This window comes from Aciduliprofundum boonei T469, from assembly GCF_000025665.1.
GTDB classification, from domain to species: domain Archaea; phylum Thermoplasmatota; class Thermoplasmata; order Thermoplasmatales; family Aciduliprofundaceae; genus Aciduliprofundum; species Aciduliprofundum boonei.
Window position 1 is genome coordinate 688,945 of record NC_013926.1, and the last position, 26,780, is coordinate 715,724.

27 protein-coding genes, 3 tRNA genes and 2 pseudogenes are annotated in these 26,780 nt (G+C 40.0%); 12 read left to right on the forward strand and 20 right to left on the reverse strand.

Translation table 11 applies throughout. The features are described from left to right. Positions 1 to 23: 23 nt before the first annotated feature. The 4 genes from ABOO_RS03630 to proS are packed head-to-tail and all read left to right on the forward strand — an operon-like array spanning position 24 to position 3,757. Entirely contained in the window at positions 24 to 758 is a 735-nt protein-coding gene (locus ABOO_RS03630) for an isopentenyl phosphate kinase (protein ID WP_008082121.1), read from the forward strand. Then, entirely contained in the window at positions 755 to 1,768 is a 1,014-nt protein-coding gene (gene fni, locus ABOO_RS03635) for a type 2 isopentenyl-diphosphate Delta-isomerase (protein ID WP_008082144.1), read from the forward strand. Before ABOO_RS03630 ends, fni begins: the two co-directional genes overlap by 4 nt. Beyond that, positions 1,750 to 2,325 carry a ZPR1 zinc finger domain-containing protein gene (locus ABOO_RS03640; protein WP_008082014.1) on the forward strand — a complete coding sequence of 192 codons (576 nt, stop codon included), beginning with the start codon at positions 1,750 to 1,752 and terminating at the stop codon, positions 2,323 to 2,325. The genes fni and ABOO_RS03640 overlap by 19 nt, the downstream gene beginning before the upstream one ends. Positions 2,326 to 2,359: 34 nt before the next feature. Further along, positions 2,360 to 3,757: a proline--tRNA ligase gene (gene proS / locus ABOO_RS03645; RefSeq protein WP_008082032.1), complete on the forward strand. Its 1,398-nt coding sequence runs from the start codon at positions 2,360 to 2,362 to the stop codon at positions 3,755 to 3,757. Here the strand turns inward: proS and ABOO_RS08040 are convergent. Further along, positions 3,754 to 3,921, reverse strand: a complete 168-nt coding sequence (locus tag ABOO_RS08040) for a hypothetical protein (protein ID WP_206535976.1) — start codon at positions 3,919 to 3,921, stop codon at positions 3,754 to 3,756. The two genes, proS and ABOO_RS08040, sit on opposite strands and share 4 nt — an antisense overlap. A 22-nt stretch (positions 3,922 to 3,943) precedes the next feature. Continuing rightward, positions 3,944 to 4,579, reverse strand: coding sequence for an HAD family hydrolase (locus ABOO_RS03650; RefSeq protein ID WP_236614077.1), 636 nt, complete (start codon positions 4,577 to 4,579; stop codon positions 3,944 to 3,946). 84 nt (positions 4,580 to 4,663) lie between these two features. Here ABOO_RS03650 and ABOO_RS03655 point away from each other — a divergent pair, with 84 nt between their 5' ends. Both ABOO_RS03655 and ABOO_RS03660 read left to right on the forward strand, forming a co-directional pair. Further along, entirely contained in the window at positions 4,664 to 5,842 is a 1,179-nt protein-coding gene (locus tag ABOO_RS03655) for an aminotransferase class I/II-fold pyridoxal phosphate-dependent enzyme (RefSeq protein ID WP_187287712.1), read from the forward strand. Positions 5,843 to 5,895: 53 nt separating this feature from the next. After that, the gene (locus tag ABOO_RS03660) at positions 5,896 to 6,843 is read left to right on the forward strand and encodes an L-threonine 3-dehydrogenase (RefSeq protein WP_008082719.1); all 948 of its coding nucleotides are present in this window, start codon (positions 5,896 to 5,898) and stop codon (positions 6,841 to 6,843) included. Here ABOO_RS03660 and ABOO_RS03665 read toward each other — a convergent pair. From ABOO_RS03665 to ABOO_RS03680, 4 genes are read right to left on the reverse strand one after another with little or no spacing between them, the layout of a single operon-like run. Further along, positions 6,838 to 7,578, reverse strand: a complete 741-nt coding sequence (locus tag ABOO_RS03665) for an asparagine synthase C-terminal domain-containing protein (RefSeq protein ID WP_012997212.1) — start codon at positions 7,576 to 7,578, stop codon at positions 6,838 to 6,840. The genes ABOO_RS03660 and ABOO_RS03665 overlap by 6 nt on opposite strands. A 32-nt stretch (positions 7,579 to 7,610) precedes the next feature. Next, positions 7,611 to 9,284, reverse strand: a complete 1,674-nt coding sequence (gene glyS, locus ABOO_RS03670; protein WP_008081956.1) for a glycine--tRNA ligase — start codon at positions 9,282 to 9,284, stop codon at positions 7,611 to 7,613. Beyond that, a complete protein-coding gene (locus tag ABOO_RS03675) occupies positions 9,277 to 10,146 on the reverse strand; it encodes a CBS domain-containing protein (RefSeq protein ID WP_236614076.1) in 870 nt (289 codons plus the stop codon). The genes glyS and ABOO_RS03675 overlap by 8 nt, the downstream gene beginning before the upstream one ends. Before the next feature lie 32 nt (positions 10,147 to 10,178). Continuing rightward, entirely contained in the window at positions 10,179 to 10,850 is a 672-nt protein-coding gene (locus tag ABOO_RS03680) for a haloacid dehalogenase type II (protein ID WP_008082008.1), read from the reverse strand. A 46-nt stretch (positions 10,851 to 10,896) separates the two neighbouring features. On the opposite strand from ABOO_RS03680, the gene ABOO_RS03685 reads away from it, so the two are divergent. Together ABOO_RS03685 and ABOO_RS03690 are read left to right on the forward strand one after the other, a co-directional pair. Continuing rightward, positions 10,897 to 11,835 carry a radical SAM protein gene (locus ABOO_RS03685; protein ID WP_012997214.1) on the forward strand — a complete coding sequence of 313 codons (939 nt, stop codon included), beginning with the start codon at positions 10,897 to 10,899 and terminating at the stop codon, positions 11,833 to 11,835. A 15-nt stretch (positions 11,836 to 11,850) separates the two neighbouring features. After that, positions 11,851 to 12,842 (forward strand): annotated as a pseudogene (locus ABOO_RS03690) (sugar phosphate nucleotidyltransferase). Here the strand turns inward: ABOO_RS03690 and ABOO_RS03695 are convergent. From ABOO_RS03695 to ABOO_RS03705, 4 genes and pseudogenes are all read right to left on the reverse strand, one after another. Then, positions 12,843 to 13,580 (reverse strand): SPL family radical SAM protein, encoded by a 738-nt coding sequence (locus tag ABOO_RS03695; RefSeq protein WP_012997215.1) that lies wholly within the window; start codon positions 13,578 to 13,580, stop codon positions 12,843 to 12,845. It lies immediately after the preceding pseudogene. Continuing rightward, positions 13,567 to 13,923: a hypothetical protein gene (locus ABOO_RS08105; protein WP_277422427.1), complete on the reverse strand. Its 357-nt coding sequence runs from the start codon at positions 13,921 to 13,923 to the stop codon at positions 13,567 to 13,569. The genes ABOO_RS03695 and ABOO_RS08105 overlap by 14 nt, the downstream gene beginning before the upstream one ends. A 33-nt stretch (positions 13,924 to 13,956) precedes the next feature. After that, positions 13,957 to 14,637 (reverse strand): annotated as a pseudogene (locus ABOO_RS08110) (Nre family DNA repair protein); the annotation flags it as partial. 204 nt (positions 14,638 to 14,841) lie between these two features. Further along, entirely contained in the window at positions 14,842 to 15,924 is a 1,083-nt protein-coding gene (locus ABOO_RS03705; RefSeq protein ID WP_236614075.1) for an ATP-binding protein, read from the reverse strand. Positions 15,925 to 16,007: 83 nt separating this feature from the next. Here ABOO_RS03705 and ABOO_RS03710 point away from each other — a divergent pair. The 3 genes from ABOO_RS03710 to ABOO_RS03720 all read left to right on the forward strand — a co-directional run bounded on the left by ABOO_RS03710 (position 16,008) and on the right by ABOO_RS03720 (position 19,332). Then, a tRNA-Val gene (locus ABOO_RS03710) sits at positions 16,008 to 16,080 on the forward strand. A 227-nt stretch (positions 16,081 to 16,307) separates the two neighbouring features. Next, entirely contained in the window at positions 16,308 to 18,251 is a 1,944-nt protein-coding gene (locus ABOO_RS03715; protein WP_048103018.1) for a DNA topoisomerase VI subunit B, read from the forward strand. Further along, positions 18,244 to 19,332 carry a DNA topoisomerase IV subunit A gene (locus tag ABOO_RS03720; RefSeq protein WP_008082533.1) on the forward strand — a complete coding sequence of 363 codons (1,089 nt, stop codon included), beginning with the start codon at positions 18,244 to 18,246 and terminating at the stop codon, positions 19,330 to 19,332. Before ABOO_RS03715 ends, ABOO_RS03720 begins: the two co-directional genes overlap by 8 nt. Here the strand turns inward: ABOO_RS03720 and ABOO_RS03725 are convergent. The 5 genes from ABOO_RS03725 to ribB are packed head-to-tail and all read right to left on the reverse strand — an operon-like array spanning position 19,315 to position 21,653. Continuing rightward, on the reverse strand, positions 19,315 to 19,611 hold the full coding sequence (locus ABOO_RS03725) for a hypothetical protein (RefSeq protein ID WP_012997217.1): 297 nt from the start codon (positions 19,609 to 19,611) through the stop codon (positions 19,315 to 19,317). The two genes, ABOO_RS03720 and ABOO_RS03725, sit on opposite strands and share 18 nt — an antisense overlap. 38 nt (positions 19,612 to 19,649) lie before the next feature. Further along, positions 19,650 to 20,069, reverse strand: a complete 420-nt coding sequence (gene ribH, locus ABOO_RS03730; protein WP_008082652.1) for a 6,7-dimethyl-8-ribityllumazine synthase — start codon at positions 20,067 to 20,069, stop codon at positions 19,650 to 19,652. A 12-nt stretch (positions 20,070 to 20,081) separates the two neighbouring features. After that, a complete protein-coding gene (gene ribC / locus ABOO_RS03735) occupies positions 20,082 to 20,567 on the reverse strand; it encodes a riboflavin synthase (protein ID WP_012997218.1) in 486 nt (161 codons plus the stop codon). Further along, entirely contained in the window at positions 20,545 to 20,994 is a 450-nt protein-coding gene (locus ABOO_RS03740) for an FAD synthase family protein (protein ID WP_008082530.1), read from the reverse strand. The genes ribC and ABOO_RS03740 overlap by 23 nt, the downstream gene beginning before the upstream one ends. Then, a complete protein-coding gene (gene ribB, locus ABOO_RS03745) occupies positions 20,982 to 21,653 on the reverse strand; it encodes a 3,4-dihydroxy-2-butanone-4-phosphate synthase (protein ID WP_008082573.1) in 672 nt (223 codons plus the stop codon). Before ribB ends, ABOO_RS03740 begins: the two co-directional genes overlap by 13 nt. Positions 21,654 to 21,857: 204 nt before the next feature. On the opposite strand from ribB, the gene ABOO_RS03750 reads away from it, so the two are divergent. Beyond that, the gene (locus tag ABOO_RS03750) at positions 21,858 to 23,075 is read left to right on the forward strand and encodes an ammonium transporter (protein ID WP_008082595.1); all 1,218 of its coding nucleotides are present in this window, start codon (positions 21,858 to 21,860) and stop codon (positions 23,073 to 23,075) included. A gap of 208 nt (positions 23,076 to 23,283) precedes the next feature. On the opposite strand, the gene ABOO_RS03755 is transcribed toward ABOO_RS03750, so the two are convergent. The 5 genes from ABOO_RS03755 to ABOO_RS03775 all read right to left on the reverse strand — a co-directional run bounded on the left by ABOO_RS03755 (position 23,284) and on the right by ABOO_RS03775 (position 26,751). Beyond that, positions 23,284 to 23,357: transfer RNA gene (locus tag ABOO_RS03755), tRNA-Lys, on the reverse strand. 61 nt (positions 23,358 to 23,418) lie between these two features. Next, positions 23,419 to 23,493 (reverse strand) — tRNA-Ile (locus ABOO_RS03760). A gap of 87 nt (positions 23,494 to 23,580) precedes the next feature. Further along, entirely contained in the window at positions 23,581 to 24,234 is a 654-nt protein-coding gene (locus tag ABOO_RS03765) for a hypothetical protein (RefSeq protein WP_008082023.1), read from the reverse strand. 32 nt (positions 24,235 to 24,266) lie between these two features. Further along, positions 24,267 to 25,766 carry an ATP-binding protein gene (locus ABOO_RS03770; protein ID WP_008081976.1) on the reverse strand — a complete coding sequence of 500 codons (1,500 nt, stop codon included), beginning with the start codon at positions 25,764 to 25,766 and terminating at the stop codon, positions 24,267 to 24,269. 1 nt (position 25,767) lies between these two features. Beyond that, positions 25,768 to 26,751 carry a hypothetical protein gene (locus ABOO_RS03775; RefSeq protein WP_008082284.1) on the reverse strand — a complete coding sequence of 328 codons (984 nt, stop codon included), beginning with the start codon at positions 26,749 to 26,751 and terminating at the stop codon, positions 25,768 to 25,770. Positions 26,752 to 26,780: the final 29 nt, after the last annotated feature.

Here is a 26,780-nt window from a genome sequence, read left to right on the forward strand (position 1 = left end):
TACATTTAGCCCTTTTTCCAACTATGCTCCTTGTTAAACTCGGAGGAAGCGTGATAACGGATAAAAGGATATATCGCAGATTTAGAGAATCTGCTGTAGAAAGAATAGCAGCACGATTGCCTAGAGAGAATTTGTTAATTGTTCATGGAGGTGGCTCTTTTGGGCATCATTTGGCCAAAGAATATGCGATAACATCTGGCTTTGAAAAGGAGAAAAGAGAAGGATTTGCTAAAATTGGATTTGATATGGAGGAATTGAATTTGAGAATTATGGATATTCTTATTGAGAGAAATATTCCTGCAATATCTTTGCCCCCTCACGCGTTTTTCATCTATGGGGAAGAGCCAAGAATGGATGTATTTCGCAAAGCTGTAGAGCTTGGATTCGTGCCTGTTACTTATGGGGATATAATTTTTGATAAAAGGCAGGGCATAAATATATGCTCTGGCGATTATTTAATGTACCATCTTGCTAAAGAATTTAAACCTGGGAAAACCATATTTCTTACGGATGTTGATGGAATATACGATAGAGATCCTGCTCAAGATGGGGCTAGATTGATAAGGAAGCTGAACAGGGATGTTGAGCCGAGCACAGCGATAAAGGTGGATGATGTTACTGGAGGCATAGCATACAAGATTGAGATGATGAGGAAAATAGCAGATTATAGCAAAGTGTATGTTATAAATGGTTTTCATCCAGAGAGGATAAATAAGGTTATGAATGATGAAGAGTTCATAGGGACGGTGGTTGAATGATTGAGAATCGCAAGTTAGAGCACATAAAAATATGCGCTGATAAGGATGTTAATTCCCATCACAATTACTGGAATGATGTAGTGTTAAAGCACGAAACTATCCCCAAAGTTGATATGGAAAATGTAGAACTGAGTGTGGAATTCTTAGGAAAGAAGTTAAATTATCCGATTATAATAGATGCAATGACGGGGGGACATAAGGTTGCAAAGCTCATTAATGAAAATCTGGCGGCTGCGGCGGAAGAGCTTGGAATAGGCATGGCTGTTGGCTCACAGAGAGCCGCAATAGAGAATACAAAGCTGGAAGATACATATTCTGTGGTGGCAAAATACGATATGCCCTTGAGAATAGGAAATCTGGGTGCACCTCAATTTGCGTTGGGGTATGGAGAGGAGGAGGTAAAAAAGGCCATTGAGATGATTGATGCCCATGCCATAGATATTCACTTCAATTATTTGCAGGAGGCAATACAGCCTGAGGGAGATACGAAGGTTGGCAATTTAAGGGAAAATCTTGCAGAACTTGCCAGGAAATATAAGTTGATAGCGAAGGAAACAGGTGCTGGTATAAGTAGAAATGCAGCTGAATTTTTCAAAAATGCTGGATTTAAGGCCATTGATGTTAGTGGCGTGAGCGGTACAAGCTTTGCAGCCGTTGAATACTACAGAGGTGGAGAAGAAGGTAAGCTCTTCTGGGACTGGGGATTACCTGCACCATACTGCATATTGAGCTTGAAAGACTTAAATATGCCTCTAATAGGCTCTGGGGGTATAAGAAATGGACTCGATGCCGCCAAAGCCATAGCTTTAGGTGCGGATGTAGTTGGTATAGCCAGGATTTTGCTCAAGCCTGCTATGAAATCCAAAGAGGATGTGATAAAGGTACTGGAGAGGATAATAAAAGAGCTCAGAATCGCTGTGTTTTTAATTGGAGCAGAGAGTGTGAAAGAGTTGAAAAACGCCAAATATGTGGTTAGGGGTGAGCTTGCCCAATGGTTGAGACATTGTTAGACTCTCCCTGTCCTATTTGTGGAAAGAAAACTCTTCTTTATCGTGCCGAGGAATTAAACCTGCCGCATTTCGGAAAATGCTTGGAGACAACCATTATATGCAAGAGCTGTGGATTCCGCCATGCCGATGTAATGATGCTTGAAGTTCACGATGCTATGGAATATAAGGTTAGCATAGAGAGCGAGAAAGATATGTACATAAAGGTTGTGCGCTCCACATCGGGTACACTTCTCATACCCGAAATAGGTGCAAAATTAGAACCAGGGCCTCTATCGGAAGCGTTTATAACCAATGTGGAAGGAGTGCTGAATAGATTTGTAGATATTCTCGTGCAAATTATGCATGATAGCCCTGAGAAAAAGGATGCAGTTCTAGAAATTTTGCGTAAAATAGGTTACATAAGGCACGGGCGTATGAAAGCCACTCTAATAATAAAAGATCCTCTTGGCAACAGTGCAATCATAAGCGATAAAACAGAGAAGAGAAAATTGAGCGAGGAGGAAACAAAAGAGCTGAAACTCGGAGAATTTGCCATCGATATCAGTGCTTTGAAATGAGAATTTTTAAATAACCAAATACTTTTCTTAGGTTATGGAATTTCCGAAGGAGAACTTCAGTGAGTGGTACAACGAGGTTATCGAGACAGCAGGACTTGTTGATAAAAGATATCCTGTTAAGGGAATGCATGTATGGCTCCCATATGGATGGCAGTTGATGCGCAATATAGATGAATATTTTCGCAAAGTTTTTACGGAGCATAAGCACCAGGAAGTTTATTTTCCATTGTTGATTCCCGAAACTGAGTTTAAGAAGGAGGCAGAGCATATAGAAGGATTTGAGAATGAAGTTTATTGGGTTACCCATGGTGGTTTGGATCCATTGGATGTGAAGTTGGTAGTTAGACCAACAAGCGAGACAGCCATGTACCCCATGTTCTCCTTATGGATTCGTTCTCATGCAGATTTACCTCTTCGTATATTCCAAATAGTGAATGTGTTTAGGTATGAGACAAAACAGACCCGCACATTTATAAGGGTTCGAGAGGTACATTTCTTTGAATCTCATACAGCACATGCAACTGCTGAAGAATCCGAAGAGCAGATAAAAGATAACATAGAGATATGGAAAAAGGTTGCGGATAAGCTTGCGCTACCCTATGTTTTAGTTCGTAAAACTGATTGGGACAAGTTTCCGGGAGCGGCATATTCTATTGGGGCTGAGACGATTATGCCCTCTGGCCGAACTTTGCAGATTGCCACAATTCACCAGTATTTTCAGAATTTCTCAAAACCTTATGGAATAGAGTATCTAAAAGAGGATGGTACCCATGATTATGTGCATCAGACCACATTCGGTATGAGTGAGAGGTTGGTTGGGGCAATTGTAGGCATCCATGGGGATAATAGGGGCTTAATTCTTCCTCCAGAAATTGCACCGATTCAGGTTGTCATAGTTCCAATAGTGAATAAGAATAAAGAAGGTATACTCCAAGAAGCAAGAAAAATTGAGAATGAATTAAAAGAACTCTATAGGGTGCACCTTGATGATAGGGATAATTACACTCCCGGCTACAAGTTCTACGATTGGGAGCTTAAAGGTGTACCCCTACGCCTTGAAATTGGACCTAGGGATTTGGAAAAAGGACAGGTTGTTCTCGTGCGCAGGGATAATTTTGAAAAAATGTTTGTCTCTCGCAAGGAGTATGTGGATAGAATAGGAGAGCTGCTAAAGGATATCCAGAAAAGCATGCTGGATAAGGCCAAAAATGAAATGGAAGAGAAGATAAAAGATGTTCACAGTATAGAGGAGATTAAAGAGCATAATGGAATTGCAGCCGTACCCTGGTGTGGAAGTGAAGAATGTGGACACAAGCTCGAAGAGCTTACTGAAAAGAAGATTATAGGAGTTCCATTTGAGAAGAAAAAGGGCAGGTGTATAATCTGTGGGAAAGAGACGGATAAAATTGCCTTCGTGGCAAAACCCTATTAATCAACCTTAGCTAAAATTGCTCCAAGGATGCCAAATACGATTAAGGTTATAGAGATGGAATATACTCCAATGTCAGTCCATGCATCGTATAGGAATGACCATGAGAAGTAAAATATTACACCTATCGTCAGCAGGATCCAGCTCAAGTACCATAGCCATCGCACCATAAGAGTGGATGTGGATGCACTATAAAAACTTTTTATTTTGAAGTTCCCACAATGAATCTATTTTGAAATCTGCATATTTGATCTCTTTTCCCCTAACCAAAACTCCTATGCATCCTCCTTTTCTTGCTGCCAACATATCTCTCTCGCTATCGCCTATCACGATACAATCCTCGCATTTGAATCTCTCCTTTATTATCTCTATGAACTTGGGGGATGGCTTTACATCCTCTATGTACTTGTAATTCTCGTAATCCTTGCCAATGACAAAATCAAAGAGTGATGCGATGTTAAATATGGTGAGAACATAATTTATGCAATCTTTGGAGGATGCACTCCACGCAATTTTATATCCATTCAGGTATGCAATGGCCTTTACATCATTGTACAATTTTAACCTGTTTTGCCTGTACATCAATTTGCGATACTCAAGATTCCTTACATCCACTTCTTTCCAGAATGTTTCAGCGGGAACACCAAAATTCTCACTATACCTTCTGCTCACCTTTCCATCAATCATACCCTTCCACACTGAGAAATCCAATGGAATGCTGTATTTCTCTGCAACTGGTAGGGCTATAAATTCGTACCATTCATAAAGATTAAAACCAACATATTTCACGAGAGTATCATCCACATCAAATATCCAGCATCTCACGGGGGAGTGATTTAGAAGCATGTACTTTTATTTTGCGTAGGAAAATTTTTATTGCATATTGCATTTTTCTCCATGGGTGATATTATGACTGAGAAAACTTTGCATCTTAAAAAGATGCTGGAAGATATGAAGGCTCGCGGTGAAACATGGGAACTTTTGCGTCTTTTCGGCCCCTCTGGTCCAAGGGTTGTGGTGGAAGGAAAGCATGCGGTTATGCTCGCATCCAACAATTATCTTGACTTGGCAAATGACCCAAGATTGAAAGAAGCAGCGAAGGAAGCTATTGAAAAGTACGGCTGGGGTGCGGGAAGTGACTGGAGCATTGCTGGCTATACAGATCTGCAGGAAAAATTGCATAAGAAAATAGCTGAGTTTAAAGAAACACCTGCGGGTTTGGCGTTTCAGACTGGGTTTGCTACAAACGCAGGTACCCTTGCAAAAATAGTGGGCAAGGGAGATGTTGTTGTTAGTGATGAGCTGAATCACGGAAGTATAATTGATGGTATAAGACTCTCTAGGGCGGATAAGGTGATTTATAAGCACCTTGATATGGGCGATTTGGAGGATAAATTGAGGCAAGTACACGATAAATATGAGCACATTCTTGTGGTGACTGATGGTGTTTTCAGCATGGATGGAGACATTGCTCCTATGGATGAAATTGTGAAAATCGCAGATGAATATGGTGCCATGACCTATGTGGATGATTCCCATGGTGAGGGAGTACTTGGTGAGGGCCGTGGTATAGGACATCATTTTGGTGTCCAGAAGAAAATTGATTTTCAAATGGGTACATTCTCCAAAGCTCTTGGCTCCATGGGAGGTATGATTGCCGGAGAAGAATATGTTATTGAATACATATACAACACTGCTCGCACATGGCTGCTTAGTGCCGCATACCCTCCAGCAGTCACAGCTGCCAATATAAAATCTTTGGAAATTGTGATGCAGGAGAAAGATAGAGTGCAGCGTCTCTGGGATAATCGCAATTACTTCAAGAAAGAGCTTGAAAGCATGGGATTTGACACATGGAAGAGTCAGACCCCTATTGTGCCTGTTATGGTGAGAGATTCAAAGAAGGCAAAGGAGCTTGCTCACAAGTTGTTTGATGCTGGAGTGTTTGCACTGCCAATAGTATTCCCAATGGTGCCTAGAGGATTGGAAAGAATAAGGAATCAGATAAGTGCCGGACACACGAAAGAAGATCTGGATTATGCATTGAATGCCTACGAGAAGGCAGGAAAAGAACTTGGATTGATTTAATCGATCTTCCAAAATTTTTAATCTTTTAATTTATTTCCCCCTTGGTGACTACTATGAAAAGAATACTTGTAACTGGTGGTCTTGGACAGATTGGCTCTAATCTCGTCCCATTCTTGAGAAATAAGTATGGCAAGGAAAATGTCATTGTGGGTGATATAAGGGAGCCAAGCGATGATGTATCTCCCTTCGTGAAATTGGATATTTTGGATAAAAAGTCCTTGGAGAAGGTGATTGATGAATACGATATTGATACCATATACCATCTTGCAGCAATACTCTCTGCTAAGGGAGAGCAGAACCCACAGCTTGCATTCAATGTAAACATCCTTGGCCTTTACAATATCCTTGAAGTTGGAAGAGAGTTTAGCTTGGAGAGAATAATGGTTCCTAGCTCTATAGCTGCATTCGGACCTGAAACACCCAAGGATAATACTCCAAACGATACTGTGCTTAGGCCCAGAACCATGTACGGAATAAGCAAAGTTACAGGAGAGCTCCTTGGATTATATTACTGGGAGAAATACGGCTTGGATGTTCGCGGTGTTCGCTATCCCGGCATAATAAGCTGGAACGCCATGCCTGGAGGAGGAACAACCGATTATGCTGTTGAGATATTCCATTACGCTTTGCGAGGAGAAAAGTATGTTTGCTTCCTAAAGGAAGATACCGTGCTCCCAATGATGTACATGCCCGATGCAATAAAGGCACTGACATCTCTGGCAGAGGCACCGAGTGAGAATTTAATACATCGTACAGATTTCAATGTTCAAGCCATGAGCTTTGCACCTAAAGATTTAGTCGAGGAGATAAGAAAGTACATACCTGATTTTGAAGTTGAGTACAAACCAGATTACAGGCAGAAAATAGCAGATTCATGGCCTCGCAGTTTGGATGATTCAGCTGCTCGCAAAGAATGGGGATGGAAAGCTGATTACGATATGAAATCCATGGTGAAAGATATAATAAAGAATCTAAGCAGGAAGATGGGTGTGGAATTATAGGCTCTTTACAAATTCTTCCACGCTTAAATCTCTCTCTTTTGCCATCTTTTTCATAATTTTCCAAATCCCACTTCCGTACTGTGCCGCCTTCTTTTCCCTCTCTACAATTTCCTTTGGCACACCCAGATACCTTGCTGCTTCTCTCAACACATATTTTCTAACTCCATTTTTTATCTTTAGCTCCTTGGGTATATTCCTTGCAAATTCAATTATTCTTTTGTCTAAATAAGGGGTATGTAGCTCTTTTCCAAGCAGGGTTGCGATTTTTGTCTCTCTTGGCTTTGTTTTTGCCATAAGCTTGTTTAAATCCTCGCTCATCAGTTCTGGATTTTCCAAATATTTTGCATACCCGCCGAAGAGCTCATCGCTTCCCTGGCCGGTGTAAACATCCCTCTCATCTGCGTATGAGCAGACGAAATACAGTGGAAGTTCAAAAGACACTTCTAATGCACTTATAGATGGTTCGATTCTTTTTAAAAACAGTATTCCTTCAAGAATATCGTACTCGTTAATATCTATGATTTGAAGTTCGAGCCCTAAAGTATTAGCCGCTTCTTCTGCATTTTTTACATCTTTGCTTCCCTCAATACCTACAGTATAGAGCTTTACAGGGCAATCTTTCATAAGGTATGCGAGTACTCCACTATCCAATCCTCCCGAGAATGCTAATGCTGCATCCCTGCACTCAACTGCATCCTTTAATAGTTCAGCAAGTACTCTTGCTCGGTCATCCATACCTGCAAATTGTGGACATTATATTTATAGTTTCATAAGCTTTCAAAATCTACACGCTCATCAACTAAATCCTCTAGTATTTTTGGAATTGCGTCAATCCTTACCCTTTTCTGCTTTGCAGAATCCCTTTCTCTTATGGTTACTGTGTTATCTTTCAAACTTTCATAATCTACAGTTATGCAGAATGGCACACCTATTTCATCTGCTCTAGCGTATCTGCGCCCAATCGAGCCAGAGTCATCGTAATAAGAGGTGATGCCACCTTCTCTAATTTTGTTTAAAACATCTCTTGCTACTGCATCAAGTCCATCCTTGGCCATGAGTGGGAAAATAGCTACTTTGATGGGTGCAATCTTTGGTTTTAACTTTAAAACTTTGTAGCCCGTATCCTCTCTCTCATAAAAAGAATGCTCAAGTACGGCATACAATATCCTATCGATGCCAAATGAGGGTTCAATCACATGGGGTACGAATCTCTCCCCACCGATGACCTCTTCTTCTATTTTAATTTCGTAGGCATCCCTCGGTATCTTTACATTTTTGCCTTCAATTTCAATTTCTATGTTTCCGTCTACATACTCCATACTTTCGAGTATTTCTGCAATCTTTTTTGCATCTTTTTTGAACATAGGACCCAAAATTTCCATTCTCGCGCGCAGTTTTTTGATTTTTATCTTCTTTGGCTCTTTGAACCTTCGGATTGCAGTCAAGTCCCTGCCAGAATAGGTCATGTGTCTCTTCAAATCGTAATCTCCTCTATCGGCTATACCCGTGACCTCAACCCATCCAGATGATAGGAGTATCTCGCAGTCCCAAGTATCACGAGAATAATGGGCAAGCTCCTCCTTAAAATGCTGACGAAATCTAACACGATTTAAATCTATGCCTAAAGCGTCTAAAAATTTCACAATTTTTGCCATATAGTATCCGATATGGGCGTTCATGAGCTTTCTCTCTACAGCTTCCTTTGGAGATAAATTCAGTTCTTCTCCCTCGCGAGTGAGAAGATGCAAATTCACATCTTCTAAATTATTCAAGATATCCTCATCATAAGGGTCCACGAATAGTTCTATCTCGGCCATATTAAACTCTCTTAATCTTAAGAGTCCCTGTCTGGGACTTATTTCGTTGCGAAATCCCTTGCCTATCTGTGCAACTCCAAGAGGCAATTTTTCTCGATTTAGACGATACATTATTGGGAAATTGACAAATATGCCCTGTGCAGTTTCAGGTCTTAAAAATGCCCGTTTATCGAGACCCACGGTGGTAGAAAACATTAGGTGGAAACTCTCTGGTTCCGTTAATTCTCCCCCACAATCAGGGCATTTTATGCCATGCTCTTTTATCGCCTTTGATATACCTTTTTTGTCTAATTTTTCCGGGTTTTCCACAACTCCTTTTAAAAGTCCATCTGCGCGAAATACATGGCCACATTTTTTGCATCTGACCATATAATCTGCAAATTTTTCAGCATGGCCAGATGCAACATACATAAGTTCAGGGCCAATATTGGGGCCATCAAGCATTAATAATCCATCTTTGATAACAAACTCATCCTTCCATACCTTTAGAATATTCTCTTTGAGCGCTGCTCCCAAGGGACCATAATCGTAAAATCCCCCTAAACCCCCATAAATTTCATAGGATTTCCAGTAAAATCCTCTTCTCTTTGCGATTTCCATTATGTTTGCGCGAGAATCACTCATAATCTACACCCACTAAGGATGCAACTAAATCACTATCGTAAATCATTGCAATTAAATCATCGTGGGTATTTCTTACGGGCAATTGAGAGAAGTTGTTTTTACGCATTATCTTTGCCGCTTCCCAGATTGGGGATTTTGAGAATATGGTGACTGGATCTTTTATCATGGCTTTCTCAACTGGGATTTTAGGTAATGTGACTTTCTCTTCCATATAGAATAATTTTATCACATTGCGAAGCCCTTCCCAAGTCCAAGAGTCCTCATCGTCACCAAGTCCAAGCTCTGAGATGGCAACGCTTTTATCAACTTCTGCCTTCTCAAATAAGTCTCTATCTGTTACTATTCCTTTCAATTTTCCATCGTCATCCACAACGGGAAATGCTGGTAGAGATGAAAGGCTCATAGCGCAGAAAACCACGGGTAGGGGAGTGCAGAGATGCAGGGGAAAGCATGGTTTTGTAACATACTTCTCCACCGGCTCCGATATCTTCCTCTCTTCTATGACTTCCAAGAAATCTTGGGGAGTTATTACTCCAATAACATTTTTTTCATCGTCTACAACAACTATATGCCTCCTCCCATATCTTAGCATAACAGAAGCTGCATACTCAATACTATCATCCTCTTTCACAGTAGGCACATCTCTTCTCATAAGAATTGCGATTTGCTCCTCCCCAGGATTCTCAAAAATATCGCGGCGAGAAACTATACCTAAGAACTTTCCTTCTTCGTTTATAACGGGCACTCCTGTTATATTGTATTTTACAAGAGTTTTTAAAACATCTTTCTTTGTGCCCGGTGCTTTGACGCATATGGGGTTTCTGGACATTATATCGCTCACCTTTGTTTTCAAAGCTATCACCACCTACCCAAAAAAATTACTTATACATAAACTTATTTGAGAGAACCAATGTTATTTGCTAGATCTTCTAAGGATAGAAAATTGAAATCAGCTTTAGTATTTGCCGGGGGAGTGGCGCCGAATCCTCTTCTTTTTATCCACACAGTTTTCACTCCTAATTTTTTTGCGGGAATTATGTCATGGTAGATACTCTGAGCAGTGTGAAACCAATTGGATTTATCTACCTGCATAATATCCTTGGCATATTTGAATACCCTCAAATCTGGTTTATAAGCTCTAACCATTTCTGCGGTGATGATAAAATCAAAATCCACACCTAAATTTTTAATGGTCTCTTCAATAATATCGTTATCCACATTTGAGATTATTGCAATTCTAAAATCTTCCTTTATTCTCATCAATGCATTCTTTGAATCTGAAAATGCTGGCCAATTGGGTATGCTCTTTACCAAGGCATATTTCTCCTCCTCTTCAAGCTTAATACCCAGAACTCTCCCAATTTCACCCATTACTTCTTTTAAAATCTCTTTGTATGGCTTGTACTCCTTTTCTGCTCTTGATTCTATCTGGGCATACAGAGAAAGAATGCTCTCTCTTCTCTTGTTTATCCCTCTTCTTGCAAGAATCTTGTTAATGGTATTCCATATACCTTCCTCCCAGTCAATCAGAGTTCCATAGCAGTCAAAGGACATAACTGGTTTCATAGTTTATCTAAAAACTACAAATACATAAAAGTTCTTACTTTCCACTATGAATCGAAATATTAGGGCAGTAAAATGGTTCCTTAAAACCTACTTGGATTATGATCGTCCGGTTTATGGGTCTTTTAAAGTCACGCATCGCTGCAATATGCAGTGTCCATTTTGCAATGTTTGGAATGATAGAACTCCTGAATTGCCCACCAAGGATGTTTTTAAGATAATAGATCGACTTGCAGAATCTACTGTTACTGTGCTAAGCTTAGAGGGGGGCGAGCCCACACTCCGTAAGGATATATTGGATATAATTAAATACGCTCACGACCAATCTTTTTATCTATTTATGACTACCAATGGAACTCTTCTACATAAATTGCCTTTAGAGGAATATGCAAAATATCTTGATTTTCTCCACATATCCATTGATGAGGGTCATAATAATCTCTATCTATTTGAAGAACTGCACAAATACACTTCAAAGATAAAAATCACTGTGCAAACTGTAGTTACGAAAAATGATATTGATGCTATGGAATGGAAGGTGAAGAAAGTAAAGGAAGCTGGGGCTAGGATACTTCTAATGCCTGCCGTTGCGTTGCCTGGAGCTTTTAATCTGGCTCCCCCAAGAGAGAAAATATACAAGGAATTGAAGAGATTAAAAAATAAGTATGGAAGCACTATCGTAACAAGTGATGCTTTCATAGATAGTTTGATTAAAGATTATCGATGTAAATCTTTCTCTGTTATGATAGAATGCAATGGCGATATCATATATCCTTGCAGTGTAATAGGATGGAAAGTAGGAAATCTTCTGGAAGAGGACTTGGAAAGCATTTTGATGTCCGAGAAGGCAAAGCAAGCTAGGGAGGCCATGTATAAATGCACGAGAAGATGCATGCTCTATTTGCATGCCGAGACATCAAATTTCAATAACATTTTTAATCTTGGTAAGTATGCTCTAAGCACAATAAGCGGATATATGAGGCGATAGATATGGTAGTAGGGGATAATATTGGCAGGCGGCTATGGAAAGAGATTGAAGCCCATAACAGACTATGTACCGAAGCCCTTGGTGGAGATAAAAGAAGGTTATACAATTTTAGACAAGCAAATATTGGATTTGAAGTATGCAGGTGTAGATGAGGTATACCTGCTTGTGGGCTATTTGTGGGAGAAGATAAAGGAAAGGTATGGGGATATGTGGAATGGAGTTAAGGTAATTATTTAGTGGAAGATGAGCCTAGAGGGACATTGTGGGCTTTAAGAAATGCATTTTCAAAATTGGAAGAGGATGCGGTTGTCAGAAATGGAGATGTGGTGGCAGATTTCAATATAAGGGAAATGCTTGAGAGAGCAAGAAAGAATGAGAATGCCTTGCTGACCATAGCAGGTACCAGAATGCGCTCGCCCTACGGCATAATAGATTTCAAGGACGATTTAATACTCTCCTTCAGGGAGAAACCCGTATTGGATTACTACATAAATGCAGGGATTTATTACATAAAGAAAGAGGCCTATGAGTATTTCAATAGGGAGTTTACGGATAAGGCTGTGGAGCGCACGGTATTTCCACTTTTAGCAGAAATGAGGAGGGCATACATATTCCGCGAAGACAATGTATTCTGGCAGAGTGTGGACAGTTTGAAGGATTTGGAGAGGGTAAGAGAGGAGTACAAGAACAGGGAAGACAAGCCGTGGGGGTATGAGAAGATGATAATATTGACTGATAAGTACATGGTAAAAGAGCTGTACATAAAGAAGGGATATGAGACCTCAATGCACTATCATCCAAGGAAGGATGAGACAATGCACATAATGTATGGGCAGGGATATATAGAAGTGGAGGGCGAGAAAAATGTGGTGCGTAAAAACGATGTTTTCAGGATTCCACCGAATAAGAAGCATAGGATAGTGGCAGTGGAGAATATGCTTCTCTACGAGTATTCAACTCCTCATCCTGATGACACTGTGCGCTTGGAGGACCCATACAAAAGGTGATTACCAGCCGAAATAAAATGGAATGGTAAAATTTCTAACGATCCTGTAGATTTCTCTCTTTAATGTCCAGTAATTTGTATTATCCTTAAGCGATTCTGGGATTTTCATACCTTTTTTCATTCTAAATTTATCAAAGATCACATAAGAGACTCCGATATCTTCAAGGATTTGCATAAGATCTCTTAAATGTGGCATTATTAAATCCGGAAATATGGGACCTATGAATGCATAGGTTCTATTGGTTTTTGAAAACTCTCTCAATACCTCCAATCTCTCATCTACTGAAGATGCATATGGCTCAATCTTTCTTCTTTTTTCATCATCCAGAGTTGTGAGTGTTACTCCTATCTCCGCATCCATATCCTTTATGATATCTTTATCCCTTAAGATGAGGGATGATTTAGTTAGAATCGATATTTTTCTCCTATGCTTATTTAGCACTTCTAAACATCTTCTCGTTATTTTGTATTTTTTCTCTGCTGGTTGATAAGCATCGGTGACTGTTCCTATAGTTATGAGTCCTTCTTTCTTCTTCAGTTCTTTATTAAGAACAGTTGGAATATTTCTTTTCACATACACCACACTATTCCACTCTTCTAAATTTATATGTAGGACATGGGGGGCATAGCAGTATACGCAGCGATGCTCGCATCCAATGTAGGGATTGAGAGCATACAGCGTATTTTCCAATTTTGATTTTGCTAATGCATTTTTCACATAGATTTCAATATATTTCAAAATCCTCGAGCCTCCTTTGATGCAAAAATCTTCTCAATAAGGTGGAACCATCAATCCAAGCTTTTTTAGGTATGTTGAATTGAGATAGGGCGTAGTTTATAGCTTCATTTTCATCCTCAAAGATTCTTGGTGTGCTGCGCATAGCATTTCTCACATTCTCCCTAACATGCCAAACTCCAACAGGCATGATGTAATCTGGTAAAGCTTCTCTTAGCACTATAACCTCGGCTTGCCTTTTCATATTCACCAATTTCTCACCCACTGCAAGGCGGGCAGCATAGTAGCAGCCCCCTATTTCTGCATAACCCTTTCTACCTTCATAGAATTCATGGCTTGAGACCATAAATGTCCTCTTTCCGTATGGATTCCAAAGGGTTCCTGGGTACCAAGCCTCAACAAGCTCATAGCTCCAATTGCGAGGAAGGAGAATCACAACGAATATATTGCCCATCTTATTTGATTTGAATACCATTGGCTTATCGATTATTGAAAAATCTTTGATTTTCTGCACCAGGGCCTTTGAAATAGTATCATCCACCGCAGTTATGCTCCATCTTGTGGGTACAAGTTTACGATGTACACCCATCGTTCCCATGCTAAAAGCTCTCTGAATGAGTGAAACTCTTATGCCATCATTGTACAAATGGAGAATGGAATCTCTTGTAGGCAGTTCATCGTAATAAATCTTCTCTATTTTCGCATTCACTTTTATGTTATCTGGCACAAATTTCTTAATTTTTCCCGCTGGACCATAGGGCTGAACCTCGCTACCCACTACTATTCTCCCTCTTGGAACTTTTTCAAATATTGCTTCAGAATCAACATGCTTATCTGCCATACTCATCTCTTGAAGAGTGAGCAAGTAATAATCTGGCTCTTGAGCATCTTCAATTCTAACCCTCTTCATTCCCCTAACTAATGAGGTGCGCATATCTACAAAAGTATCTATGCTCATATCGAGCCAGTTTTCTTGCATGTCCATATACTCAGTATTCCCTTTGAAGGGAGGTATGAGAGGTCCTACATTGACCTTCGGATATCCATATCTTCCAACGAATACACCTGGAGGCTAGGAGCCATCCAAGTTTATACTTAATTTTCCTTTGGTTTTTAGCATGGAGTAATACCGGACCAATAGGGGGCATTTACTCTTGCCGCAGAGCATTTTTGTGCCCTTACATATTGCGCATATACCATTCTTTGCAAGTTGCTCAACTAAGTTCTCCCTCTTTCTCACATTTATAAAATTGTCTGGGCAAATTTAAATCTTTTGAGAAGCAAGGTAGTTTAAAAGATGTATTGTTTCGGGGGTTAAAGGTATATCTTTATCCTTTGTCAACTCTCCTCTAGCCAGAAGACACAGAAGGCGAGTATTTCCGTTGGTGAGTTGATATATCCTTTTAAAAGCATCCTCTCTCACATGGGGTAATAATTTTCTAGCTTCCTCCATGGGGAGAGGCTCTAAATTTATCTCCATAACAGCACCTCTTTCTACATCTCGCATGGAATAAAAGCGATTGTAGAAGGGTGTAGATGAAGGCATGGTTACGATTATCTTGCTCTTCCCTATATTTTCAACAGTTAGGGATTTCATTGCATCTACAAAATCATCATCCACCATGTAATAATTGTCAAAAATCAGTAGTGTGGGGCTCTCTCTCAAAATTTCTAAAATTTCTCTCCTTTCAAAGAGATTTTCAATTACCTCTTTGATTGAACCCCATTTCCTTCCCTCGTATATATTGAACCATACCAAGTTCGAGGATATTTTCTCCATGCTTATAAATTCAAGAACTAATGCGGTTTTTCCTATTCCTCTTGGCCCTATTATTGCTAGTATTTTTCCTTTGGTATACCATTTTTCCATTGCTTTTAATTCTTTTTCTCTGTCTATAAATACTTCCCTCTCAATTGCAACTTCCTTGAATACTACCCTCTTTCCCATCATAATCTCTATTTTTTCCCCTCTCTCAATTGCTCTCAGAATTTCAATTAAAGATTTTCCCGTGGTCTTCTGGATCTCACCTATCTTCACATATTTCTCATTTATCTTTATCTCCTTATTTTCAATTTTTTGTACCAATTCCTTTGCCTTCATTATACCTGCGGAAGTGAGTAAATAAATGGTGACTCTCTTCTTTTTTCCTTGCACATGCCCTTTTTTTATCTCTACAAATCCTTCCTCCTCCAATTTTTTCATATTTCTTGGCACATGGGTCACAGATATTCCTATGCTCTTAGCGATACCCTGCTGTGTCATATCGAAGGGATAGTCATATCTATCGTTATATTTCCTGAAATGATAAAGATGAATCAGTATCTTCTCTGGTATGGTAAGCTTCATAGGCATTGTATAGTGATTATACTCATCCTTTTTAAAATTGCCCCTCAGAAAAGATTATAAATGCCTTGTATATTGCCGTATTAGGGCCCGTGGTCTAGTGGTTATGACGTCCGCCTCACACGCGGGAGGTCCCCGGTTCGAATCCGGGCGGGCCCACTAAGCCCCTTTCTTAAAAAGAAAGGTGCTTTACCCCCAAAGAAGTTTTATGGTTGTGGGAGGGTAAAAAGCTTGTTATAATTTTTCAATCAAAGAACCTTCAAGAAGGCTTAGCCGTAGGTGCTATACTCATTTGTGAAAGGGAGGGGTGTAGAGAGGGGAACCGTAGGTGCCCCTTCGTGGAGAAGTATTTAAATGAGTATGCCTTATTAGAAACGGGATGCGCTATGGGTATTGCACACAGGATGGCAAAGAAGCAGAGGGAGATTAGCGTAGCAGAATTCTTTGAAAAGAACAAGCAGATTTTGGGTTTTGATTCCTTAACTAAAGCTTTAGTTGTGAGTGTAAAAGAGGCTGTTGATAATTCCTTAGATGCATGCGAAGAGGCTGAAATTTTGCCAGATATTTATGTTGAGATTCAAAATGTCAGTAAGGATGAGTATAAGATAATTGTGGAGGATAATGGTCCCGGCATAATTCGCCGCAATATTCCCCTTGTTTTTGGTAAGCTGCTCTATGGTTCAAGGTTCCATGCTATAAGACAGAGCAGGGGGCAGCAGGGCATAGGCATAAGTGCCGTAGTGCTGTATGGGCAGCTCACCACAGGCAAGCCCACAAGAGTAATATCCAAGATAAAAGAAGAAGAGGTGGCGTATGAGGTTTTGCTCACAATTGATACGAAGAAAAATGAGCCAAGGGTGATAAAGGAAATTCCAAAAATATGGGATAGAGAGCAAGGAACGAGAATTGAAATAAGTATTCGAGCCAGATATGTGAGGGGTAAGCAGAGTGTTTATGAATATCTGCAACAAACGGCTATTGTAAACCCACATGCTCAAATAACATTTGTAGAGCCGGATGGTAAGAAAACGATATTTAAAAGGGCCACAGATAAGCTTCCCCCACCAACAAGGGAGATAAAACCGCACCCTCATGGTATAGAACTGGGTGAACTTTTGAATATGGCAAGAAATACAAAGACCTATCGACTCACATCGTTTCTCACAAATGAATTCTCAAGGGTTAGCCCCAAGATTACTGAGGAGATTTGCAAAAAAGCATATTTATATGGGGATATGCGCCCTCAAGAACTGAGTATTGAAGAGGCAAAGAGATTGCTTGAAGCTTTCAAAAAAGTGAAACTAATGGCTCCACCAACGGATTGCCTCTCTCCCATAGGAGAAACTTTAATAAAGAAAGGCCTGAAAAATGTGCTTGGCTCTCTGCGTCCAAGTTTCTATGCCCAGCCTGTAACACGTACTCCAAAAGTTTACAGTGGTAACCCATTTGTGGTTGAGGTAGGATTGGTTTATGGGGGTGAATTGCCAAAAGACCAACCTGTCAGAATTTTAAGATTCGCCAATCGAGTGCCGCTACTTTATCAGCAGGGAGCATGCGTAACAACAAAGGCAATTAGCAGTGTGGACTGGCGCCGTTATGGTTTAGAGCAGCGTGGAGGACAAGGTATACCAGTTGGTCCTGCCATAATCCTTGTGCATGTGGCCTCTACCCGCGTACCATTCACCTCAGAGGCAAAGGAGGCAATAGCGGATGTACCTGAGATTAGAGAGGAGATAGAGCTTGCCTTAAAATCATTGGGTAGACAGCTCAGACTTTACAATGTAAAGAAGGAGCGCAAAAGTAAGATGACTGAGAAGTTTTTCCTTGTAAACAAGCTTCTTCCCGAGATAGCAAGAAAGAGTGCAGAGATTGTGGAAAAGCCCATACCTCCATTGGAGCCAGTTATATCGAAGATTATGAATGTAGTATGGATTGATGAGAGTGTAGAAAAAGAAGAGGATAAAATAAAGGTTAATGTGCGTGTTGCAAATTTCACATCTAAGCATCAAAAATTTGTGCTTTACGGGGACTACCCATTGGGTAATTTAATTGATACAGATGGTATTGCAGAGGAAGATTATGTTAAATGGGATGTTGATATTGAGCCCGTATCTTACAGGCATTTTTATTTCACTCTTAAAGATGCTGATAAGTATGGAGAGACAAATTATTATGTGGAAGGTATAAGTCCTAATATCGTTATAGGTGCTGAGCCCTTGCCAGGAGATTGGAACATAAAGCTCAGCGAGATTGAAGAGATAGTAGAGGATGAGGATATGGAAAATGGTGAAGATGTGGAAGAGGAGTTTGAGGTGATTGATGATGAGTAGCGAGGAATCATTAAAGAGACTATATCAAATTGCAGAGGACATCTATGAAGATTTAGTTAGAGGAGAGATTCCAAAGATGAAACTCGCAGCAAGGAATAGAAGCAATATCGTATTCAACACTCGCTATGGAGTTTGGAAATATGGAGATTCTAAGATAACAAGGAGCGCGAAGAAATTAGATGGCGCTTATATGCTTCTTCGCACCCTGTATGTTATGGAATTCATAAAGGAAATGATAAGGGATAAAAAATCTTCCACGCTTAGAGAAATGTATTATATCTCTGAGGGTTGGGGCCTTGCAAAATTTCATACACAGGATGAGAGCAACAAACTTGCCGAAGACTTAGAAGTTATAACAGGATATCTGCGCGAGGATTTTAAGCTCCGGCCGGAGGAAGATGGAGCAAGTGTTATCGGAAATATAACGGTGGAGGAGATAAATCGCAAAGGCAAGCCAATGCGCATAAATTGTAGAGACGATGTTGGTGATAGTGGGTATTTAATACCTTATAATGTGGAGAAAGAGAAGTTGAAATTTGTGGATGTGGATGCAGATTTTGTTATAGGCATTGAAACAGGTGGTATGTTTGATCGTCTCGTGGAAAATGGATTTGACGAGAAAGCCCGGGCAATTTTAGTGCATATAAAGGGTCAGCCTGCAAGAAGCACGAGGAGATTACTAAAGAGAATGAACGAGGAACTGGGATTGCCAGTAGTAATATTCACCGATGGAGATCCATGGTCATTTAGAATATTCGCATCTATAGCCTATGGGGCCATAAAGACGGCTCATATAAGCGAGTACCTTGCAACACCTACAGCCGAGTTTGTTGGTATAACTGCCAGTGATATTTTAAATTACGATTTACCAACAGATAAGCTGAATGATAGGGATATTGCAGCATTGCAATCGGAACTCAAAGATCCTCGTTTTCAAACACCGTTTTGGACCGAAGAGATAAAATTGATGCTAAAAATAAAGAAGAAAGCAGAGCAACAGAGCTTGGCCAAATATGGACTGGATTATGTGACAGACACCTATCTACCTGAGAAGCTCACAGAGCTAGGGGTTATGTCTTAATTTTTTAATTCTCCTTTTTATGTCCTTCTCTGTATATTGCACTCTCACTTTTTGCTCATCTACAACCTTGTCTATATTCTTTTTTAATACATCTGTGAACAGGGAGATTATATCAGAATTATCTCCTTCAAACTTTATAGCTGAATATATTTCATCATTTTTAACAAGGGAGAGAACTGCGATGCCTTTATGCCCTCTAACATCATAGGTATCAATTACAATTTTTCCATCCCAACCCCTAATAATCCTTCGCAAATCTTCTATGTTGTCCACCTTCATTTTAGGTTATAAATGATATAAAAGAATATAAATTTTTCTTAGCTAATATCCCTCAATCTCTTGACAAGCTTGATAGCGGCTTCCACAGCATCTCTTGCTTTCTCTATGCGTGCTTCAGCCTGTAATCTTGATTCTCCTGGCCCTGATATGCCCAGTGTTACAGGTTTTCCGAATTCTACGCTCAGATCCTCAATCTTTCTAGCTGCATTTTGCATAACAATCTCATCATGCTCCGTCTCACCTTCAATAACTGCACCAAGGGTTACAACTGCATCTACATCCTTCTTCTCCAGTAATTTTCTTACGAGAAGCGGTATGTCAAATGTACCTGGAGCTTTTAGCACATACTTTACATCTGCACCTAAAAACTCCGCATGCTCTTTAGCACGCTCAAGCATCATCATAGTTATATCGTAGTTGTACTCGCTAACGACTATTCCCAAATTTATCTTTTCCATATCATTCACCTCCTAATGCCTCATTCCAGATTTACCTTCAATTGGTCCTACATCTTCAAATCCTTGTCTCTGCCCGGTCCCAGCCATCTTTCTAAGCTTTTCGGGCTTGAAGAGAAGCCAGTAGGCATTTTGCGCATGCTCCCTAGCTCTCCTATCTGCAAGCCAGGCAAGCTCTTTCTCATCCTTTGCCTCATCCTCATGCACAAACACTTCAATTATGTGCGTATTGGTAAGTAATTGTGCCATTATCAGTCCCTGGGAAGCTTCATGGGCACATTGCTTGTCAATCGGTTTTGGTCCAGGCATACCTAAAGCGATAACAATATCACAGCCCTCCTCCTCAATTAGCTTTTTTGCAGCCACTGGCAAATCTTTCACACCAGGAACTGTACGCCGTATAATCTTAAATCCCGTACCCATTTTGCGAAGCTCATCCTCGGCAGTAGAGCCCATATCGTAGCGGGCGAATGTGGTATCAACTATTCCTATCCTTCGCATATAAATCATCCACTCTATCCACGATTTTAAATATTATCTTTCTTGTTCCGTTTAAATCGCTATCACCATATTTTTTTAGACGCACAACCTTGACTTTAATACCTCGCTTCCTGCACTCTTCTTCAATTTCCTTCTCATCGAATTTCTGGTCGTATCCTAAAACTATTATGTCTGGTCTGACATCTTCCACAGTTTTGTACATATCGTCCTTATGTCCGAGAACAGCCCTATCTACGGGCTTTAAAGATTCAACCATAAATCTCCTAATATCTTCGTTCATTATGGGCTTATGCTTTAATCTTTCCACTGTGGAATCCCTAGCAACCACGACCACAAGCTCGTCACCAAGCTTCCTCGCTTCTCGAAGAAAGAGCACATGCCCAGGATGTAAGATGTCGAATACCCCTGTAGCCATCACTCTGACCATTTGTACCACGCATCCAAAATATCTTTTCCCTCTAAAAATATTATTCCCTGCTCATCTGCAAACTTCATTGCATCTTCTTTACTCATCGAATTTCCATCTTTTGCAAGAATTTCTACAATGGTAGCCGAGGGAATGAGCCCTGCCATACTCACAATGGCTGTGGATAATTCCGTATGACCTCGCCTCTTTTCCAATCCTGAGGATATGAGGAGATGCACATGTCCCGGGGATATGAACTCTTCTCCAAATTCCTTCATTGGCTTTTCTATTTTTTCAATTTTATTTAAGAATTCTGCAAATTCTTTTATCGTTTTTGCCCGATCCTTGTCAGGTATGCCTGTAAAATTGTCCCTGTGATTTATCGTGATGGAGAAGGAGGGCATAGTGTCGTATCTGACCTTTGGAGTCAAGTACTTGAATATTGGATATCCGCTCCTTTGAAATATCTCATGCAGGTACGGTAAGCCGATTTTATCCGCATAATTCTTTGGAAGGGTAGTGCATATGAGTCCTCCACCTTCCCTGCGCATAAATCTTATTTTCTCAGGAGTTATAAACTGAGAGGCGATGACTATATCCGTCTCCTCCTCTCTTCCCTCACCGTCAAATATGAATATGAAATCTCCACGCTTAAGTGCCTCTATAGCCTCTTCAATCACGAATCTCCCATTCTCACCATTATTAAAAACTTGTTGATTATAACTCAATTTTGAGTTAATTTTATGAAAATATTGACCACGCACCTTCAAATTTTCTTGAACTTATGTTCAGATTATTGAACACTTGTTCATAGATTTTACAAATATTTAAATATCTAATTCACGATTCCCTCAAAGTATACTAAGTATCAGGAGAGTATGAAAATGGGATTTAATCCAGGAGATACGGGATTTATGCTCGTTGCTACGAGCTTAGTGATGCTAATGACACCCGGACTTGCATTCTTCTATGGTGGACTTGTAGGAAGAAAGAATGTTCTAACAATAATGGCTGAAAGCTTTGTTTCTTTAGGTTGGACAACGGTTCTATGGGTTCTTTTTGGCTTCACTATGGCCTTTGGGCCTGATGTTGCAGGAATTGTAGGAGGTCCAAAGTATTTGCTATTACAAGGAATTACAATGAACACACCATCACCTATAAATCCAGGAGTGCCAATGTGGGTTTTCGTAGCATACCAGATGATGTTTGCAATAATCACACCTGCTCTAATAACTGGAGCTTTTGCAGACCGTGTGAGGTTTAAAGCATGGATGATATTTCTAACTCTCTGGCTAATATTCGTGTATTTTCCCTTAGTGCATCTTGTCTGGGGTGGTGGCCTATTTGCCCAGTGGGGCGTCCATGATTTTGCAGGAGGTATAGTCGTACATGCTTCTGCGGGCTTTGCAGCTCTAGCGGCGGTGTTCTATGTGGGAAGAAGAAGGATTATACACAAAGGACCTCATAGCATTCCTCTAGTTGCTCTTGGTACTGCGCTTCTGTGGTTTGGATGGTATGGATTCAATGCAGGAAGTGAATTTGGAGTAAATAGTATAACAACCATCGCATTTCTCAACACAGATATAGCAGCATCGTTTGCTGCAATAACATGGCTCATTCTATCCGTTCTACTTGAAGGAAAGCCAAAGATACTTGGAATGCTCACTGGTGCTGTTGCAGGACTGGCAACAATTACACCAATGGCAGGCTATGTAACCACACAGGTAGCTATGCTTACGGGTATAGTTGCTTCTCTTGTTGCTTATGTAGCAGTTTGGTTTAAAAACAAGAAAGGCTGGGATGATTCTCTTGATGTTTGGGGCGTTCATGGAATCGGTGGATTTACTGGAGTTATACTTTTAGGACTCTTCTCTACGCTTGCTGTGAATGCAGGAGGTGCAAACGGTTTATTCTATGGTAACCCACATTTCTTCTTGGTTGAACTGGCTGCAGTGAGTATTACAGTGGTTTATACCTTCTTATTTACATATGGAGCGCTATGGCTTATTGATAGAATAACTCCAGTGCGTGTATCATTAGAGGAAGAAAAAGAAGGTCTAGATGAAGCAGAAATTGGTGAGCAGGCGTATCTTACCGAATAATTTTTTTCTTTTATTTTTATTAATAATGCCCATCTTTTTGAAATTGCTCTAAATCTTGTCTATTAAAACTAAAAGGTTCGGATCCTGGAAGCCTTTGGGTCCGGAGTATTTAAAGAAGATAAGAGGTGAGGTTTGATGGAAGTAGTGGAGAACGAAAAATATGGAATTGAAAAGGAGCGAATCCAGACGAACCCTGATACAAAAGTAGCGGGCCAGGAGGGATTCGAACCCCCGACCACGGGATTAAGAGTCCCGCGCTCTACCTAGCTAAGCTACTGGCCCATGGGATTAAAATTTCGATTTAATATTCTCAAGGGGTAAAGCCCTTTTTTAAAGGGCTTAGTGGGGCCGGCAGGATTCGAACCTGCGACCGCCCGGTTATGAGCCGGGCGCTCTAACCTGGCTAAGCTACGGCCCCAGCAAAGGGGCATATCCCATACACCATTTTAAAATTTTCGCTGTTTGTCATAAGACAAGGAATTTTATAGCTGTTGTTTATAAATAATTAAGTGTAGTGTATCAATACTGGGAAACTGAAATTAACTGTGTAAATTGTCTCATTATTTTCAATATATGCTGTAAATGTATATAGAAGGGAGATATTCTCCCCGCTCTCTGGAGGTGGAGAAATCATAGCAGAAATGGTTGCGTTATGCACTTCTTTTATGTATGCCTCCGAGTAAGCCCAGTTTGCGATTATATTTGGTGTATATGCCCTGGTTCCGTAAGTCAATGGGCCTATTTTCTCTATATCCTGAAATCCAAATCCGTTATTTACAAAATTAGATACATTATCAACAGTTTCAATTGCAAGAGTAAAAGTGGGTTTAGAGTTTCCATATCCAACTAGATAATCATTGGCTGAGATGTTAGTGGTAAAAATTACTACAATTTCATATCCACCATACTCTTGAAAATAGCCAATATATGCTCTCCAAATTACTTCAATATTAGCATAGTTGGTATCATAGATATTTCTCTCCTCATCAATAGGTTTCCAGCTGGGAGATGGGCTTATATTGTTATCTATATTCACATTTTGGATATATTCTTTAGATTCAGAATTGGCATATAGGGCACCACCATATAAAATACCCCCTATTATTACGGCTATAATGACAATACTTGCAACTACTATGATTGCAGTTTTTTCTTCCATATACCTACGAAATGAGGATAGATATAAATAGATTATCCGAAAAATTTGAGAGTTTTGGGTTTTTTCTCCTTTCTTGCTTTATCCACAAGCTCTTCAAACCTTTCAATCTGAATCGGGATGGCAAATTTTGTGAATATACTGCTCACTATCGCCTCACCCTTATCCAGAGAAGCAATCATCTTGTCATCCTTGCTTAGATCCTGAGCAGCAGAGCTTATAACTGCTTTTCTCTCAGAACTCATTTCATTGCCCAAAATAATTTTAGTGTTTAGATTTGCAAGAATCTCACGAGGTATGACCGATGATAGTTGAGTTATTGCTATTATTCCAATTTTAAACTTTCTCCCCTCTCTCGCAATGGTACCAAATATTGTGCTCTTTCCTTCACCCAGAACTCTTGGTGCTTCTTCTATAACAACAGATATAACTGGCTTATTGTCAAGTTCACCATTTTCTTTGTACCTTTTATACCTTGCAAATACTTCATTCATTATCATGCTTGATATGAGGATCTCAAGATTTTGGGAGAGAGAGGATGTATCAACTATCACTATTTTTCCCTCTTCCAGATAAGTGCAGATGTCTTTTATTGTGCTTTCCCCCTCATTAATTGAAAATATTTTTCCTCTTTCGTAGAGTTCTCCATAATCGTTCATATCAATCTCCAGTGCAACTTTAACCTTTCTTTGAATTACGGCCCTGGTGGTTTCGCCTACTCCTTTAATTGGCTCATTGGAAAATAGCATTTTTATCCATTCATCACCCCACTCTTTGTAAAATAGATACAGGGCATCTTCTTGGGCGGGGGTGAACTCTATAATTTCCCTTAAATGCCACGGTCTCACGAGTTTTATATTTATTTTTAGTGCCCTCTCGCCAAGGGGTGGGTTAATAGAGTAATAAATAACATTTCCCTTTGCCTCAGGATGCTCTTTGAGCCCGTAATTTTTTCCATTTAGTTTATAAGAGTAGTACTCGTTATGAGCATCCAAAACGAGGATTCCTGCATAATCTTTGTTTACAAGGCTCCAGAGTATAACTTTGACAAGATTACTCTTTCCCCTACCTGTTGTGGCAGGGATTAAAATGTGATGCGTTAGCACTTTCTTTCCATCAAGGTAAACGGGCACATCAAGAACCTTAGAACCGCTTCTTATCTTTCCCAGATACATAGGATTTTCCGGTTTTTCTAGAAAATCAAAATCTTGGGCATTGGCTCGTCTTAATATTTTGAAAAATTCCGGAAGGTGCTTTGTTATGCCTTTTTTATTCAAATCAAACACGGGTTTGGCACGAACAAGTATAAAGTTCCTCACCTCCTTCTCATGTATTTCAGTTGCACCATATCCTTCGAGCTGCATACCACTCATTCTAGCCAAGTCTCTGTTCTCCATCAAACTTCCATATTCTAAGTCAACCACTTGAAGCAGTATATCATCAGCAACCAACAATTCTCCAAGTTCAATCCTCTCTCCATTTTTCTGCCTTATAAGTATCTCCCCATAATTTCCACCAATAATCTGTCCAACCATCTTATTTCACCTCACTGATTCTATCATGGGCATCTAAAGCCCGAGCTTGCATGAGAGTGAAAGAATCGGCATGATTATAAATAACCTGCCTGTATGTCTTTGCCTCCTCATCACTTATCCTAGCATTTATATCTGCATCCAGCAATCCGTAGGGATATCCAGTCATGATAGGATCGTTTGATAAAGGAATAAGATAACCCAAAGCTAAGGTGACTTCTTTTTCAGGATAAACTTCAACACGGAAAGCATAGTCGCTGAATGGATGAAGTTTCACTGCAAACATATCTCCCTTAATGGTACTTATGCCTTTTGCAATTGGATGGTAGTACCATGGCGCTCTTATTCTATTCTTCTCTGCTAAGTGGTGAATAGAAGCAATCAAAGAGTACCCCCGGGATGTTAGAAGAGAGCAGGTTTTTGAAAATCCCACTATGATTTTTTCCCTCGCACTCTCAAAAAGCCTGTTTGCATACTCGTATTCTCTCTTTGCCCCTGTTTGCAGGGAGCCATCTCTAACCAAGATATCGCATTTATTGATTATCTTTGCGGATAGGAGCCATTCTCCCATTCTGCGCAGATAAGCTCCTACTGCCTTTATCTTATCTCTTTCATCAATCTCATCCATGCCTATTCTCATGCTCTCTGGAAATATTCCCGAATTATCTACATCGTAAATCGTTAATTCGAAAGCATTCTCGTTTAGATTTGTGTGAGCATCCACTATGTATGTGTACCTTCCATATTCCTCTTTTTGCCCGTTTGAGAATATGGAGTAATATAAGCGGAGCATGTAGATTGCCTGCCCCGGAGAGAGATAAATAGTGTTGTTTCCCCCGTCCACAAATCCAATTCTCTTTCCCTCCACAGGTTTTAAGGAATGGAAATTCTCAGGAGATAGAGGTACAGGATTAGCATTTTTTATAACAGGTAAGCCCAGATCTTGAGGTATATCTCTAATGCTAATCTTTGTGAGTATGTCAAGCATAAGCGTCTATGAGTTCTTGAAGTTAATAA